At 66.3% G+C, this 14,872-nt stretch carries 9 protein-coding genes and 1 tRNA gene; 7 read left to right on the top strand and 3 right to left on the bottom strand.

Annotated elements, in window-relative coordinates; all coding sequences use genetic code 11:
* The first annotated feature begins 10 nt into the window (after positions 1-10).
* The 6 genes from AC50YA_RS11830 (at position 11) to AC50YA_RS11805 (ending at position 7,673) form a co-directional block, all read left to right on the top strand.
* A complete protein-coding gene (locus AC50YA_RS11830) occupies positions 11-2,005 on the top strand; it encodes an FAD/NAD(P)-binding protein (RefSeq protein ID WP_494982469.1) in 1,995 nt (664 codons plus the stop codon).
* Between the two features lie 370 nt (positions 2,006-2,375).
* Entirely contained in the window at positions 2,376-3,476 is a 1,101-nt protein-coding gene (locus tag AC50YA_RS11825; protein WP_494982468.1) for an ABC transporter substrate-binding protein, read from the top strand.
* 3 nt (positions 3,477-3,479) lie between these two features.
* Positions 3,480-4,346: an ABC transporter ATP-binding protein gene (locus AC50YA_RS11820; RefSeq protein ID WP_494982467.1), complete on the top strand. Its 867-nt coding sequence runs from the start codon at positions 3,480-3,482 to the stop codon at positions 4,344-4,346.
* Complete coding sequence (locus tag AC50YA_RS11815; protein WP_494982466.1) at positions 4,346-5,269, top strand: ABC transporter permease; 924 nt, start codon at positions 4,346-4,348, stop codon at positions 5,267-5,269. The genes AC50YA_RS11820 and AC50YA_RS11815 overlap by 1 nt, the downstream gene beginning before the upstream one ends.
* A 77-nt stretch (positions 5,270-5,346) precedes the next feature.
* Positions 5,347-6,324 carry a TauD/TfdA dioxygenase family protein gene (locus tag AC50YA_RS11810; protein ID WP_494982465.1) on the top strand — a complete coding sequence of 326 codons (978 nt, stop codon included), beginning with the start codon at positions 5,347-5,349 and terminating at the stop codon, positions 6,322-6,324.
* Positions 6,321-7,673, top strand: a complete 1,353-nt coding sequence (locus AC50YA_RS11805) for an LLM class flavin-dependent oxidoreductase (RefSeq protein ID WP_494982464.1) — start codon at positions 6,321-6,323, stop codon at positions 7,671-7,673. The genes AC50YA_RS11810 and AC50YA_RS11805 overlap by 4 nt, the downstream gene beginning before the upstream one ends.
* Before the next feature lie 168 nt (positions 7,674-7,841).
* Here the strand turns inward: AC50YA_RS11805 and AC50YA_RS11800 are convergent, their stop codons facing one another.
* The 3 genes from AC50YA_RS11800 to AC50YA_RS11790 form a co-directional block, all read right to left on the bottom strand.
* Complete coding sequence (locus tag AC50YA_RS11800) at positions 7,842-12,422, bottom strand: ExeM/NucH family extracellular endonuclease (protein ID WP_494982463.1); 4,581 nt, start codon at positions 12,420-12,422, stop codon at positions 7,842-7,844.
* Positions 12,423-12,660: 238 nt separating this feature from the next.
* On the bottom strand, positions 12,661-13,428 hold the full coding sequence (locus AC50YA_RS11795) for a VOC family protein (protein WP_494982462.1): 768 nt from the start codon (positions 13,426-13,428) through the stop codon (positions 12,661-12,663).
* A gap of 149 nt (positions 13,429-13,577) precedes the next feature.
* Positions 13,578-13,665: transfer RNA gene (locus AC50YA_RS11790), tRNA-Ser, on the bottom strand.
* 109 nt (positions 13,666-13,774) lie between these two features.
* On the opposite strand from AC50YA_RS11790, the gene AC50YA_RS11785 reads away from it, so the two are divergent.
* On the top strand, positions 13,775-14,758 hold the full coding sequence (locus AC50YA_RS11785; protein WP_494982461.1) for an NAD(P)H-quinone oxidoreductase: 984 nt from the start codon (positions 13,775-13,777) through the stop codon (positions 14,756-14,758).
* Positions 14,759-14,872: the final 114 nt, after the last annotated feature.

Below are 14,872 nucleotides of genomic sequence, written 5' to 3'. Positions count from 1 at the left end.
TCTGGATGCCGTGGGTAAATCGAAGAGCATCCGGGCAGCCATCATCGGCGCCGGACCCCGGGGAACCAGTGTGCTGGAGCGTCTGCTCGCACACGCAGCGGCACACGCCGCTGCCCACCCCGGCTCCGCAGCCCTGCATATCGACGTCATCGACCCCTATCCCGCGGGTCCGGGGCACGTGTGGCAGCCCGGCCAGTCCCGGCTGTACCTCATGAACACCCAGTCCTTCTATCCCACGGTCATCCCTGAAGACTCCCGGCTGGCGCCGCCGGTCGCGGGCACCACGTTCGACCGCTGGCGGGTCCGGCAGCAGCGTGAGCCGGCGCCGTCCCTGACGCCGGACGAGCGGTCCGAACTGGCTGCCTTGGGATCGCGGGACTTCCCCAGCCGGGCACTGTACGGCCGCTACCTGCGCTGCACCCTGGACGAGTTGACGGAAAAACTGCCCCACGGCGTCACCGTCAGTTTCCACGAAACGACCGCTATGTCGGTGCGCCCGTCAGTCGACGGAACAGCCAGTACGCGGGGGGAGGGCACCCCAGGCGAGGCAACCCCAAATACCGGAACGTTCGACGTCGGACTCGCCGGCGGCGGTTCCCTCACGGTCGATTCCGTGGTGCTGGCCTTGGGGCACCTTCCGTCCCGGCTGAACCCTGAGCAGCGCGAACTCAAGGCATCGGCTGGACAGCTGGGCCTGAGCTACTTCCCGCCGGCCGTCCCGGCGGACGTCGACTGGGCCGCGATTCCGGCCGGTGAACCGGTCCTGGTCCGGGGCATGGGGCTGAACTTCTTCGACGCGATGGGCCAGCTCACGGAGGGCCGCGGCGGAAAGTTCATCGACGCCGGAACCCGGCTTGAGTATCAGCCTTCCGGCCAGGAGCCCCTGATCATTGCTGCCTCCCGCCGCGGTACCCCGTACCGGGCCAAGGCCGCGCTGGCCGGCTACTACCCGGCGTCGGTCACGCTGCGGTACCTGACCGAGGCCGCGCTGGAGCGGTTCGCGGCCACCGGGATCCGCCCGGGTTTCGACCACGACCTCTGGCCGCTGCTGCACCGCGACACCCTCTGGGCCTACTACTCCACCCTGGTGCGCTCACAGCCCGCGGCCGTCCCCGACGCGTCCGCGTTCCTGGCCGCACTGGATGAGGCGCTGCGCCCGCATGCCCACAGCGCCGCCAACTGGGAGGCCGCGGTGGAGAGCGTCCTGGCCGTGCACGTCGGGCCGCGGCACCGGCTGGATCTGCGGGGCCTCGCGTCCCCCTTGGCGGGCAGGTCCTTCGGATCGCGCGCTGTACTGGATGCTGCCGTCGTCGAGTACCTGCTCGATGACGCCCGCCGCTCCGCCCTGGGCGAGGAGGATCCGGTGAAGATGGCCATCGGCGCCCTGCATCACGGCCGCGCGGTGCTGAAAACGGCAGTTGCCGACGGCGGCATCACCGATGAGTCCTGGGCTGCCGGCCTGCGTGGCTGGTTTGAGTCGTTTGTCGAAGGCCTGGCCAGCGGGCCGCCGGCGCTGCGCGCTGAACAGCTGGCTGCCCTGGCGCGCGCCGGCGTAGTCAGTTTTGTGGGGCCAGACCCCCGGTTCGGTGTGGACCGACGGGCAGGCCGCTTTACGGCCGTCTCACCCTGGGTGAACGGTCCGCCAGTGGCGGCGAAGACCATGGTGGAGGCCCTCGCGCCGGCCAACCGCGTGTCCGCGAACCACTCACCGCTGCTGGAACAGCTCCTCGCGGACGGGATAGTGCGGCCCCGGCTGATGATGACGGCGGAAGGTGCGCCGGTGCAGGCCACCGGGCTGGACGTTGCGCCGCACCCGTACCGGCCGGTGGCGGCCAACGGCTCGGTCACGGACGGTCTGTATGTGCTGGGCCTGCAGCTCTCGGCCACCCAGTGGGGCACGGCCATCGCCGCGGAAGCGCTCCAGCCCGGCGGCCCCACGTACGCCAGCGGGCAGCGGACCCTTCGCGACGCCGACGAAATCGCGCAGGCGATCCTCGGACGCTGACGCGAAATAATCGATCGCCCACCCCCTGAGTTTTTGTCCGGATAATCGCCTCAAATCACCCGGAAAAGCCTTTTATCTCGACAAAAACTCGGAAATGTTTAGCGGCCGCGTCCTGGCGTTGCGGTTGATGACTTCCCGAAGCCTCCGTCCCTGACGCATTGTTGCGCCCCATTGTGGTGGATGACGCGGCGTTACCTCCTGAGTCCGGATTGCTCCGTGCTACGCACCATAGACCGCTGTGACCTGCAGTTTCCCCATATGAACCCTGCCCTTTTGCCGCCCCTTCTTCTCTGTTCTAGTGGTTGCCACAAGCCAGCCGGCCCGGACCCGCATCGCCGGTTCCACACCTCCAGCGCAGAAAGATTCAGCCATGAAATTCCGAAAGCCATCCGCACGAACCGCCCCCGCTGCAGGTAGGGCTGCCGGGAAGGCCGCAGGCACTGCGGCCGCCGTCGCCGCAGCCCTGGCGCTCTCGCTGGTGCTGGCGGGTTGTGGCGGCGCAGCGACAGCCCAGTCCGGAGGCAGCGGCGCCGAAGTGAAAACCGTCCGCTACCAGGGTTCGCCCAACACCGTGGCTTTGGTGGAAGTGGCGGAGGATCTCGGGTACCTGGGCGACGTCAAGCTCGAGTGGGTCAGCAACACCACCAGCGGGCCGCAGGGCATCCAGTCCGTGGCCACCGACCAGACAGACATCGGGGGAGCGTTCACCGGTGCCGTCATCAAGCTCATCGAGGCGGGCGCTCCTGTCCAGGCCGTCATCAACTACTACGGCGAGGACAAGGAGACGTTCACCGGCTACTACGTGGAAGAGGGCAGCCCCATCAAGACAGCCCGGGACCTGATCGGCAAGAAGGTCGCCGTAAATACCCTGGGCGCCCACCACGAAGCAATCATCAACACCCACCTGAAGAACAGCGGACTGACTCCGGAGGAGATCAACCAGGTCCAGCTGGTGGTGGTGCCGCCGAACGAAACCGAAGTGGCCCTCCGCAAGAAACAGGTCGACGTCGGCACGCTCGGCGGGGTGCTCCAGGACCGGGCGCTCGCCGAGGGCGGCGTACGGGCCCTGTTCACCGATGTTGGGGTGATCGGCGGCCCGTTCGACGCCGGCCAGTACGTCCTCCGGAAGGACTTCCTGGCCAAGAACCCGGAAACCAGCCGCACGGTGGTCACCGGAATCGCCAAGGCCATCGAGTGGGAACGCACCACGCCGCGGGAGCAGGTGATCGCCAAGTTCGAGGAAATCATCGCCAAGCGCGGCCGCAACGAGAGCACGGAAACGCTGAAGTACTGGAAGAGCGTGGGAGTGGCCTCGCCGGGCGGCCGGATCCAGGACCGGGACTTCACCCGCTGGGCCGATTACCTGACGTCCGCGGGCATCATCACCGGCGACCTGGACACCAAGAAGCTCTACACCAATGAGTTCAACCTGCCGGAAACCCCGGCACCGGCAGCAACCTCGAAAGGATAGAAGATGACACCCAAGATCAGTCTCAGAAACGTCACCAAGGAATTCACTGTCCGGCCGGGCAAAGGGGCGGGCAAAAACACCAGAACGGAAGCTTCCGTCCTCACCGCTTTGGATGACCTCAGCCTGGATGTGGCCGCCGGTGAATTCCTCACCCTCGTAGGCCCCAGCGGCTCCGGCAAGACCACGCTCCTGGATCTGCTGGCCGGCCTTTCCCGCCCCACCTCCGGGATGGAAGTGACCGGGCCCGGCCAGGACAGGGCCGTCGTCTTCCAGCAGTACGCGCTGTTCCCCTGGCGCACGGCGTCGGCCAACGTCTCCATCGGCCTCGAGAACACAGGCCTGTCCAGGAAGGAACGGGCGGCGAAGGCCAGCGCGTTCCTCGACCTGGTGGGCCTTGCCGGGTTCGAGGACCGCTACCCGCATGAACTGTCCGGCGGTATGAAGCAGCGCGTGGCCATCGCCAGAAGCCTCGCCTATGAGCCGGACGTTCTGCTGATGGACGAGCCCTTCGCCGCCCTGGACGCCCAGACCCGCGAACAGCTCCAGGACGAGCTCCTGCGGATCTGGAAGGCCACGGGCAAAACCATCGTGTTCATCACCCACGGGATCGACGAAGCGGTCTACCTCGGCCAGCGCGTGGCGGTGCTCAGCGCCCGCCCCGGCAGGCTCAAGGAAATCGTGGACATCAACATCCCCGACCGCGACGGCGACGCGGACATCCGCTCGCATCCGGCCTTTGTGGAACACCGGCACCAGGTCTGGTCCCTGCTGCATGACGAAGTCCGCCTGGCCCAGAACTCCGGCCACCGGAAGATCCTCCCGGACGGCACCGCCCCGGATGAACAACCCCTCGAAAGGAGTGCGGCCTGATGAGCACCGTGTTGACCCGACCGCAAGAGGCGGCTGCCGCCGTCGACCCTTCACTGCAGCCTGGAGCACTGCAGCCCGGACCCTCCGGACCGTCCGGTTCTGAACGCGGACAACGCCCGACGCCGGCAGCCAGGTTGAGTGCCGCAGCCCGCCACGCGGGGCGGGTTGGCTGGAAATCACTCGCCGTTGTCCTGTTCCTGGCACTGTGGGAAGTGGGTCCGCTCTGCCTTGCCAGCCCGGCCACGCGGGTGTTCCTGCCGCCGCTGCATGAGGTGCTGGCAGCCGGAGCCAAGCTCCTGGAGAACGGACAGCTGCAGAGCCATCTGCAAGCCAGTCTGACCCGCTCGGTGTCCGGTTTCGGTATTGCCGTGGTGTCCGCCGTTGTCCTGGGGCTCCTGATCGCCTGGTACGGCTGGCTGAATTCGTTCCTCAACCCCCTGCTGGAGCTCTTTCGCAACACGGCAACCCTGGCCCTGCTGCCGGTGTTCACGCTGCTGCTGGGCATCGGGGAGGAATCGAAGATCACCATCGTGGCCTACGCCGCGTTCTTCCCGGTCCTGCTGAACACCATCGCCGGCGTCCGGACCGTGGACCCGTTGCTGATCCGGGCCGCGAAATCCCTGGGACTGAACAGCTTCCGGCTCTTCCAGAAGGTGATCCTGCCGTCGGCGGTGCCCACGATCTTCACCGGCATCAGGATGGCCGGAACATCATCCATCCTGGTGCTCATCGCGGCCGAGATGGTGGGCGCCAAAGCCGGGCTCGGCTACCTGATCGTGAACGCGCAGAGCAGCTTCCTGATCCCGGACATGTACGCCGGCATCCTCACAGTCTCCGTCGTCGGTCTGCTGGTCAACACCGTACTCGTGGCACTGGAACGGCACTTCTCCCGCTGGCGCACCGCCGTCGGGTCCGACAGCTGACCGCTCAGCCGGCACGCCCGAACCTCCTAAACACATACCTTCTAAACACATACCTTCTGAACTGCAAAGGAAACACCATGACCGTCATCACCGAAACCAAGCTCCAGTTCACCAAGCTCAGCTCCCGCATCGGCGCCGAAATCCGCGGCCTGGACCTCAGCGCAGACCTGTCTCCGGACACCGTGGCGCAGCTCCGGAACGCCCTGAACACGCACAAGGCCCTGGTCTTCCGGGAAGCGAACATCCGCACTGACGAGGACCAGGTGCGTTTCGCCAGCCGCTTCGGTCCGCTCACCAAGGCCCACCCCACGGTGGCCTCCGTGGACGGAAAGCCTTCGGTCCTGCCGGTGGACAGCGAAAACGGCAGCGCCAACAACTGGCACACCGACGTCACGTTTGTGGTGAACCCGCCGCAAGCCTCCACCTTGCGCAGCATCACCCTGCCGGGCTATGGCGGGGAAACCCTGATCGCGTCCTCGGCCGGCGCCTACGCGGACCTGCCAGAGGAACTGCGGAACTTCGCCGACACCCTCTGGGCCATCCACACCAACGATTACGACTACTCCGTGCCCAAGAACCTGGAACACGCCAACGCCGACGAGCGGCGCAAGGAGTTCACCAGGATCCACTTCGAATCCGCCCACCCCGTGGTCCGGGTCCACCCGCTGACCGGCGAGCGCGGATTGTTCATTGGGGGCTTCGCGCAGCGGCTGCGGATCGTTGGCCTGTCCAACACCGAGTCCAAGGACATCCTGCGCCTCCTGCAGGCCTACATCACCCGCCCGGAGAACGTGGTGCGCGTGAACTGGGAGCCGGACCAGCTGGTGCTCTTCGACAACCGCATTACGCAGCACTACGCACCGGACAACTATGACGGCCAGCCCCGCCAGCTCAACCGCGTCACCATCGCCGGCGACCTTCCCCGGGGTGTGGACGGACGCAGCAGCACGTCCATCAAGGGTGATTCATCCGCCTATTCTGAGACCGTCGTTGTCTCGGAAGCTGCAGACCTCGAAGCAGCCGGCCGCCTTGAAGCAGCAGGAGTCCGGCCGTGAGCGCCGGGCTTGGCGGCTCCAGGCAGCTGCACCTGAACGCCTTCCTGATGAGCACCGGCCACCACGAGGCGTCATGGCGCCTGCCGGAGAGCAACAGCTTCGCCGGCACGGACGTTGCCCACTTCCAGCGGCTGGCCCAGACGGCAGAGCGCGGCAAGCTGGATTCGATCTTCTTCGCCGATTCTCCGGTGCTGCACGGAAACGTGGCCCAGCGGCCCTACGGCAGCCTCGAACCCACCGTGTTGCTCGCCGCCATCGCAGCCGTCACGGAACGGATCGGGCTGATCGCCACCGCTTCCACAACCTACAACGAGCCGTACAACCTGGCGCGGCGCTTCGCCTCCGTGGACCACATCAGCGGCGGCAGGGCGGGCTGGAACGTGGTGACCACGGCGGGAGACGCGGCCGCCAGGAACTTCTCCCTCGCCGGCCAGCCCGCCCACTCGCAGAGGTACGAGCGGGCAGCGGAATTCCTGGATGTGGCCAAGAAGCTCTGGGACAGCTGGGAGGACGACGCCGTGGTGGCGGACAAGGACGCCGGCGTCTGGGCGGACAGCTCGCGAGTCCATCCGGTCAACCACCAGGGCGCACATTTCCAGGTGGAGGGCGCGCTGGACGTGCCCAGATCCGTCCAGGGTCACCCGGTGATTGTCCAGGCCGGCTCGTCCGAGAACGGCAAGGACTTTGCGGCGCGGTACGCGGAGGCGGTCTTCACGGCGCACCAGACCCTGGCGGATGCCCAGGACTTCTACGCCGACCTGAAACGGCGGACGACGGCGGCGGGCCGGGACCCGCAATCCATCAAGATCCTGCCGGGGATCGTTCCGGTCATCGGTGCCACGGAGGCCGAGGCCCTCAAGCTGGAACGTGAGCTGGATGAGCTGATCCTGCCGGAGCACGCGGTGCGGCAGTTGGCCAACCTGCTGCGCGTCTCGCCGGAATCCCTGAAACTGGACGGCCAGCTGCCGGCCGACCTCCCGTCGGAGGATGAGATCGAGGGGGCCAAGAGCCGCTACACCCTGATCGTGAACCTCGCCCGCAGCGAACACCTGACTGTCCGGCAGCTCATCGGGCGGCTTGGAGGGGGCCGCGGGCACCGTACCTTCGCGGGAACGCCGGAGCAGGTGGCCGACGCCATCCAGCACTGGTTCCAGTCCGGCGCCGCCGACGGTTTCAACATCATGCCGCCCGTGCTGCCCTCCGGCCTGGACATCTTTGTCGACCAGGTGGTTCCCATCCTCCAGGACCGCGGGCTGTTCCGGCGTGAGTACACCGGGCGTACGCTGCGCGAGCACTTTGGACTGGCCATCCCGGCCAACTCCTTTGAACGGGTGCCGCAGCCCGCCTGACACCCCACCCCAGAGTTTTTGTCCAGATAGTGGCCTCAGCCCGCCCGGAAAACCGGATTATCTGGACAAAAACGCGAGAGGAAGAGAGGTGCCCCTCCCCAGCTGGTTCAGCAGGGGAGGGGCACCTCCGTTTATTGCTGGCGGGCCGTCAGGGGCTCCGGGGCAGTACTAGCCGCGCAGGCACTGCTGGTACTGGATCCACGCAATGCCGTAGCGGATCCACCCCAGGATGTCGTACCACTTGGTGGGCGGCACCGGTGCCGTGCAGACCGGCGGAACGGGTCCGCTGGCAGCGACCTGGACAGCAGCCTTCACCACGGTGCCGGACTCGGCGGCCGTGAGCACCAAAGTTCCGGTCCCGGCTGCAGCGCCGGTAGGAACGGCCAGTTTCACAGCGGCGGCGCCGGCCGAAACCGGCACTGTGCCAAGGCCCGTCACGGTCCCGGCGCTGTCGGTGAACTCCGCAGTCAGGGAGGTATTCACCGGGCTGCCCAACGAGGTGAGGTCCAGTTTTGAAACCGCCAGCGTGATGGCATCCCCGCCCTTGACCTCCGCTGCCGTGGTGTTCACTGCGGCCACCGTCCGCCGGGCGAAGTCCGGCGACACAGGGTTGTGCGCCTGCAGGTACGTGATCCAGGCGTCCCGGTCCACCAGCCCCGAATCCTTGGTTCCCGTTCCGTCCTTGAAGACCCGGAAGTTGTCGCCACCGGTGGCCAGGAAGCTGAACGTCCCGATCCGGTAGGACTTCGCCGGATCGATCAGGGCACCGGCCACGCGGATGGAGGTGATGCGGTCACCCGCGGCGCGGGCGGCGTCGTAGGTGTAGTTGACGTTCCTGGACAGACCAAGCTGCTGGTAGGCGCGGCTGGGGACCGTGCCGTCGGCGTTGGTCTGCCACTGCTGCTCCAGGAGCGCCTTGAACTGCGCGCCGGTCAGTGACGTGGTCCACAGGTTGTTCACAAACGGCAGGACCGAGTTGGCTTCCGCGTAGGTGATGGCGCCGTCCGGGGCGTAGTACAGCTCGTTGCGGAGGCCGCCGGGATTGACGACGCCGATTTCCGCGGCACCCAGCTCGGCAGGCTGGAGCGACTCCAGCAGTGAGTCGGCCACCAGGTTGCCCAGCGTCGACTCGCTGGCACGGTCATCCCGCTTGGCCGGCCCGCCCACGGGGTCCGGGGTGAACGCCGTGGTGATATCTGCGGTCAGCGCGCCGACCGGCTGGTTGCCGATCGCGGCTGCGTCGGCGAGGGCTTTCTGCACAATGGCGTCAACCGCCGCTACCCGCGGGTAGGCGGCCACCAGGCCGGCGGCGGCATCCGTGGTCCGTTTGACGTTCCCGGCCTTGGAAGCGGTTACTTCTTTGGTAGCCGAATCCACCGTGAGCTGGATCTGGCCGATGTTCTCGCCGTAGTTGCCGGTCTGGACAATCGGACGGGTCTTGCCGTCGGCCCCGGGGATGGGTGCGTCCCAGGCGTATTCCTTGTGCGTGTGGCCGGTGAAGATGGCGTCCACCTCTTGGGAGGTTTCGGTGACCAGCTTCGCGAACGGGCCGCCCGCTGCCACTTCCTGCTCGAGAGTGGCGCCGTCCGGTGTCCCTGACCCGGCGCCGTCGTGGGTTTCCGCGATGATCACGTCGGCGAGCTTCTCCGCCGTGATCTTGGCAGCCGCGCGGTTGATGGCGTCCACGGGATCGCCGAATTCAAGATCGGCGATGCCGGCTGGCGTCACCAGGGACGGGACTTCCTCGGTGACCGTGCCGATGACGGCAACCTTCACGCCGTCCATGTCCAGCACCGTGAATTCGGGCAGGACCGGTTCGGTTGTTCCCTTCTTGTAGACGTTCGCCCCGAGCAGCGGGAACGTGGCGTTGGTGCCGCCCGCGATGACGCGGTCGCGCAGGTCCGCCCAGCCGCCGTCGAACTCGTGGTTGCCCACGGCGGAGGCGTCCAGCTCCAGCGCGTTCAGCACATCGATGGTGGGCTGGTCCTTGGCAACTGCCGAGGCGAAGAGGGATGCGCCGATGTTGTCGCCGGCGGACAGGAAGGCCGTGGCCCCGGGGGCGGCGGCGCGCAGCTTCTCGATGGTGCCGGCGAACAGCACCGTGTTGGTGTCGATGCGGCCGTGGAAATCGTTGATGCCCAGGAAGTTCAGCTCAACGCTGGCCGGCGTGACCGGGCCGGCAGGCAGGTCCAGCCCCACCACCACAGGATCGTGGTCGCTGGCACGGTACTGGTCCGGCGCATAGTAGCTGGTCAGATTGTTGTTATACCTGCTGTACTCCAGCGCCACGGACTCTACGGAGTTGATGTTCCAGATGTCCGCGCCGGTGACCACTGCATCAGCGCCCGGGGAGGCCAGGATGTGGTCCAGCGAACCCACCAGGCCGCCGAAAAGGTAGGAGTGCTTCGCGGAGCCGTCGGCGTTCTTCGCCTTGCCGTCCTGGTTGACGTAGCCGGCGTCCGTGAAGACGTTCATCGGGTCTTCCTGGGCGTAGGAGTTGAAGTCGCCGATCAGGAAAACCTTGTCCGTGCCCTTTGCCGCCTGCAGACCGGTGGCGAAGTCCAGCAACGATTTGGCCTGGGCCGTGCGCGCCAGGTTGGAGGCGCCTTGGCCCTTGTCCGTGTCATCCGGCGTTGCTGCCGAACCCTTGGACTTGAAGTGGTTGGCGACGGCGATGAACTTCTTGTCGTCCCCGGCGCCCACCGGTTTGAAAACCTGCGCCAGCGGTTTCCGGGCGTTGGCGAAGGCGACGGTGTCGTTGTGGATGATGGACTCGCCCACAGGCTCGGCCACGGCCTTCTTGAAAATGAACGCGGTGCGGATCATGTCCTCCTCAGCCAGCGGGGGAGCGTTGGCGGGTGTCCGCACGTAGTCCCAGATGCCGGGAGTCGCGATGTTGAGGGCGTCCACCAGTTTGGCCAGGGCGTCGTCGCGGTCCTTGCCGAACTGGGCGGAGTTTTCAATTTCCATGAGGGACACCACGTCGGCGCCGGACTTGGTGATCGCGGCGACGATCTTGTCCTGCTGGCGGAGGAAGTTCTCCGCGTTTGCGGCGCCGCGGGCGTCGCAGCCGCCCTGGACCGTGATGGGGTTGCCGTCGCGGTCCTTGTAGAAGGAACAGCCGGTGAGGGTGTCGCCCGTGGTGGGGAAGTAGTTCAGCACGTTGAAGGAGGCGATCTTCAGGTTGCCGCCCACGCTGGCGGGAGCCTCGGTCCGGGTGGCGCCGAAGCTGGCCGGCTGGACCGTGCCCTTGTTGGCCTCGGTGAGGTGGGTCAGCGGCTGGAATTTCCAGGCATTGTTGGTGTAGCTGAGTACCACGTTGGTTGCGAACGTCACCGGTGAGCCCACCCGGACAGGGTCCGTCGCGGTCAGGTAAGGCAGTACCTGGGCTTTGGTGCTGGCGTCCTTGAGGAAATTGGTGCTGGACCCGTCGTCGAGCTTGATGCCGCGGGCAGCGTTGTCCGCCACGGCGGCCTGGTATTCGGCCGAGCCGTAACGCGCGACGGCGGTGGGCTGCACCAGCGTGGTGGTCCCGCCCGAGAGGCCGATTTCGCCGTACTGGTTCAGCGAGTAGTTGTCGGTGACGGTGACCGGCCCTTGCGGTGCCAGCAGCATGCCCTCGAGTGCCTCGCGGAAGGATTCGGCTGCCGGGAGCGTGAAGGCGGTGGCCTTCACTTCGGCGGCGGCGTCGGTGAGCTTGGTCAGGCCGGAAGCGTCCGCCACGTTGACCTGGGTCATGCCGAAGTACTCGGAAACCGTGCCGGTGACTTCCACGAAGTCGCCGATCTGCACGGAGCCTGCGGTGGCAGGGGAGTAGACAAAAACAGCGTCCGACGCCGTGTGGCCGGCCGGGGTGAGGTCGCCGCCGGTTCCGGGGGTCTGGACGTAGTAGCCGGCGAAACCGCCGGTGGGGAAGGCCGCGGTGACTTTGCCGCGCGTTGTCACGGCAGCACCGGCCAGCGGACTCGCGTTGCCGGTGCCCTGGATTTCGGCAATGGTTTTGGTGCCGGGGACCGGGTCCGGCGTCGGATCGGGGTCCGGCGTTGGATCGGGATCGGGATCCGGATCCACGGTGCCGCCCGCCGCCGTCGGCGTGATGGCGGCGTTCAGCGTGAAGTCTGCCCGGTTGCTGTTGCTGTCCGTCCCGGCGCTGCGGTTCAGGCTCTTGACGTCGGTGTTGCCGGCGGGCGCTACGGCGGCCTGGGTTTCAAAGGTGTTGGAGGAACCGTATCCGAGGAGGTCTGCCACGCCGGCGGGTTCAATAACTGAGCCGGTGGTGAGCGTGGCGGCGGTGGCCTGCTTCGCCAGGACTATGGTTCCGGCGGAGCCGCTGAAGTTCAGTGAGGTTGCCACAAAATCCGGAGCCGGCAAGTCTGCACCTTCAGCCCCACCGTTGTTGCTGCCGCCCTGGATGAGGTAGTGGCCCTTGGCCGGGATGGAACCGGTGAGGGCAGCCACGCTGGTGGGCGCCGCAGTTCCCGTGCCTGAACGGTACTGGACTGACCATCCGGCCAGGGAGACCGGGGCATCGGAGGTGTTGTAGAGCTCAACGAACTTGCTCTTGTACGCTGCGCCGGCACTGCCGCCGCTTAGGTAGGCCTCGTTGATGACCACGGGTGAGGTGCCGGCTGCGGCTGAGACCTCCGCAGCCGAGACCTCTGCGGCCGCGGGGACCGCTGCCAACGGAGCGGCGATGAGCCCCGCAGATAACGCTGTTCCCAACGCTAATTTCCAAGGTGAATGGTGCATCCGCTCTACTTTCATAGGGGTGACCCGGTAGGGGACCCGATGGAGTGTGTCCGGGTTGTACCGACGGACAGTGGCCGGACTCCACGTTTGATCAGGTGGTGTCCGGCACAGCAAAGCAGCGCCGCATGAACGCAGGGTTGATGGTGAGTGCACTTGGCGAAACGTCCGTGGGGCAAAACAATACCGGCCGGTAGCTTCAATGGAAGCTGCCGGCCGGTATTTCTTCAAGGGAATTTACTTATGCGATGATCTTGAACATCGCTCCGGTGGGGTCGGCCAGCGATGCGAGGCGGCCGAACGGAGAGTCCTCCGGCCCGTCAATGACGGTGGCTCCGAGCGAAACTGCCTTCTCAATCGAAGCGTCCGCATCTTCGACGTTGAAGTAGATCTGCCAATTGGACGGAACGTCAGCCGGCAGATACCCCGAGGCGTCCATGATGCCCGCCTTGGCGGAGTCCCCGGCGCCCAGGGTGGTGTACCGGAAGTCCGGTGTATCGCTCATGACATCCGTGTCCCAGTTGAAGACGTTCTGGTAGAACTTCACGGCGGCGTCGTAGTCCTTGGTGTGGAGCTCGTGCCATGCGGCAGCGCCAGGCTCGGCAACGAGCTCATACCCCTTCATCTCGCGCGGCTGCCACACGCCGATTGCCGCACCGGCAGCGTCGCCGAAGATGGCCATGTGGCCCTGTTCCGGAACATCCATGGGCGGCATGTAAACCTGGCCGCCGTTGGCCGCGACGGCGGACGCGGTGGCCTCGGCGTCGTCCGAGCGGAGGTACGTGGACCAAACGTCGGGCATGCCTGCCTGGTCCTCGTCCTTCTGCATCAGCCCGGCCACGGTCTTGCCGTTCTTCCGCGCGGTGGTGTAACCGCCGTACTTCTCCTCGTCTCCGGTCTCGTATTCCCAGCCGAAGAGTTCGCCGTAGAACTGGCGTGCTGTGGCGATGTCTGACGTCATGAGGTCGATCCAGCAGGGTGCGCCGGGGGTGATCTCGGGTGAAGGCATGGTGGGGCCCTTTCTGTCGATGGGTGGCAACAGGAACGACCCTATGTCCAGGCTCCGACAGTTTCAATGGGTCCGGTGTGGCGGCCCGCGGGCCGGTTAAACGAAGAAGCCCCGGCCCGCCATCATGTGGCGTACCGGGGTTCCATTCGCGGAAGGTAAGAGATTCGAACTCTTGGTACGGGGTTACCGCACACTAGTTTTCAAGACTAGCTCCTTCGGCCGCTCGGACAACCTTCCCTAACGAGTAGTGTTTCATAGGCAGTTGGCTGCAACAAAACAGAGTCTGCCGTGCGTCCGGTGCACACTGGTTCTGGGGCACGAATCAGCTAGAAAACGGGAGTTCTCCATGAAAGCCGTCTACATTGCCGAACCCGGCGGTCCGGAAGTGTTGGAAGTCCGCGAGGTGGACGCGCCGGTGCCCGGGCAGGGCGAGGTGTTGATCGACGTCGTCGCCGCCGGCCTGAACCGCGCAGACGTGCAGCAGCGCAGGGGCTTCTACCCGCCTCCGCCCGGCGCCTCCGAGATCCCCGGGCTGGAAGTCTCCGGGCGGATCGCCGGCTTCGGTCCCGGTGTCACCAAAGCGTTCTCCGTGGGTGACAAAGTGGTGGCTCTGCTGTCCGGCGGAGGCTACGCGGAGCAGGTTGCGGTGCCGGCGGAGCAGGTCCTGCGGATTCCCGACGGCGTTGATGTGGTCACCGCTGCGTCGCTGCCGGAAGTCGCAGCCACGGTCTACTCCAACCTGATCATGACGGCGCAGTTGCAGGCGGGAGAGACCGTCCTGATCCATGGCGCCACCGGCGGGATCGGCACCATGGCCATCCAGATGGCCAAGGCATTCGGCGCCAGGGTGGCCACCACCGCCGGCACAGCGGAAAAGGTGGGGACGGCGAAGGCGTTCCTGGGCGCAGACATCGCCATCAACTACACCGAAGAGGACTTTCCGGACAGCCTGCGGCGGCAGAACGGCGGCAAAGGTGCCGACGTGATCCTCGACGTCGTCGGTGCCAAGTACCTGGCGCAGAACGTTGATGCGCTCGCTGACTACGGCCGGCTCATTGTCATCGGCCTGCAGGGCGGGGCCAAGGGGGAACTGGATCTTGGCCAGCTCCTGCGGAAGCGTGCGGCAGTGGTTGCCACGGCACTGAGGCCACGCCCGGTGGCGGAGAAGGGCGCCATCATGAACGCGGTGCGCGAATCCGTGTGGCCCCTCATTACGGACGGCCGGATCCGCCCGCTGGTGGCGAAGACCTTCCCGCTGGACCAGGCTGCGGCCGCGCACCGGTACTTCGACAGCGGCGACCATGTGGGCAAGATCCTGCTGGTTATGTAGACCGGGTAGATACTGAGTATTGCTTTGCGCGGTGGACTGGGCTAGCCTCACTCTATACGCGGTATGCACGGGTCTTGGGGGTCCCGTGCATACCGACTCTCACGCCCCCGCTAG

Source organism: Pseudarthrobacter sp. RHLT3-21 (assembly GCF_059383495.1).
The sequence above is the reverse complement of the archived record's forward strand: the minus strand, read 5'-3'. Positions and strand labels throughout refer to the sequence as shown.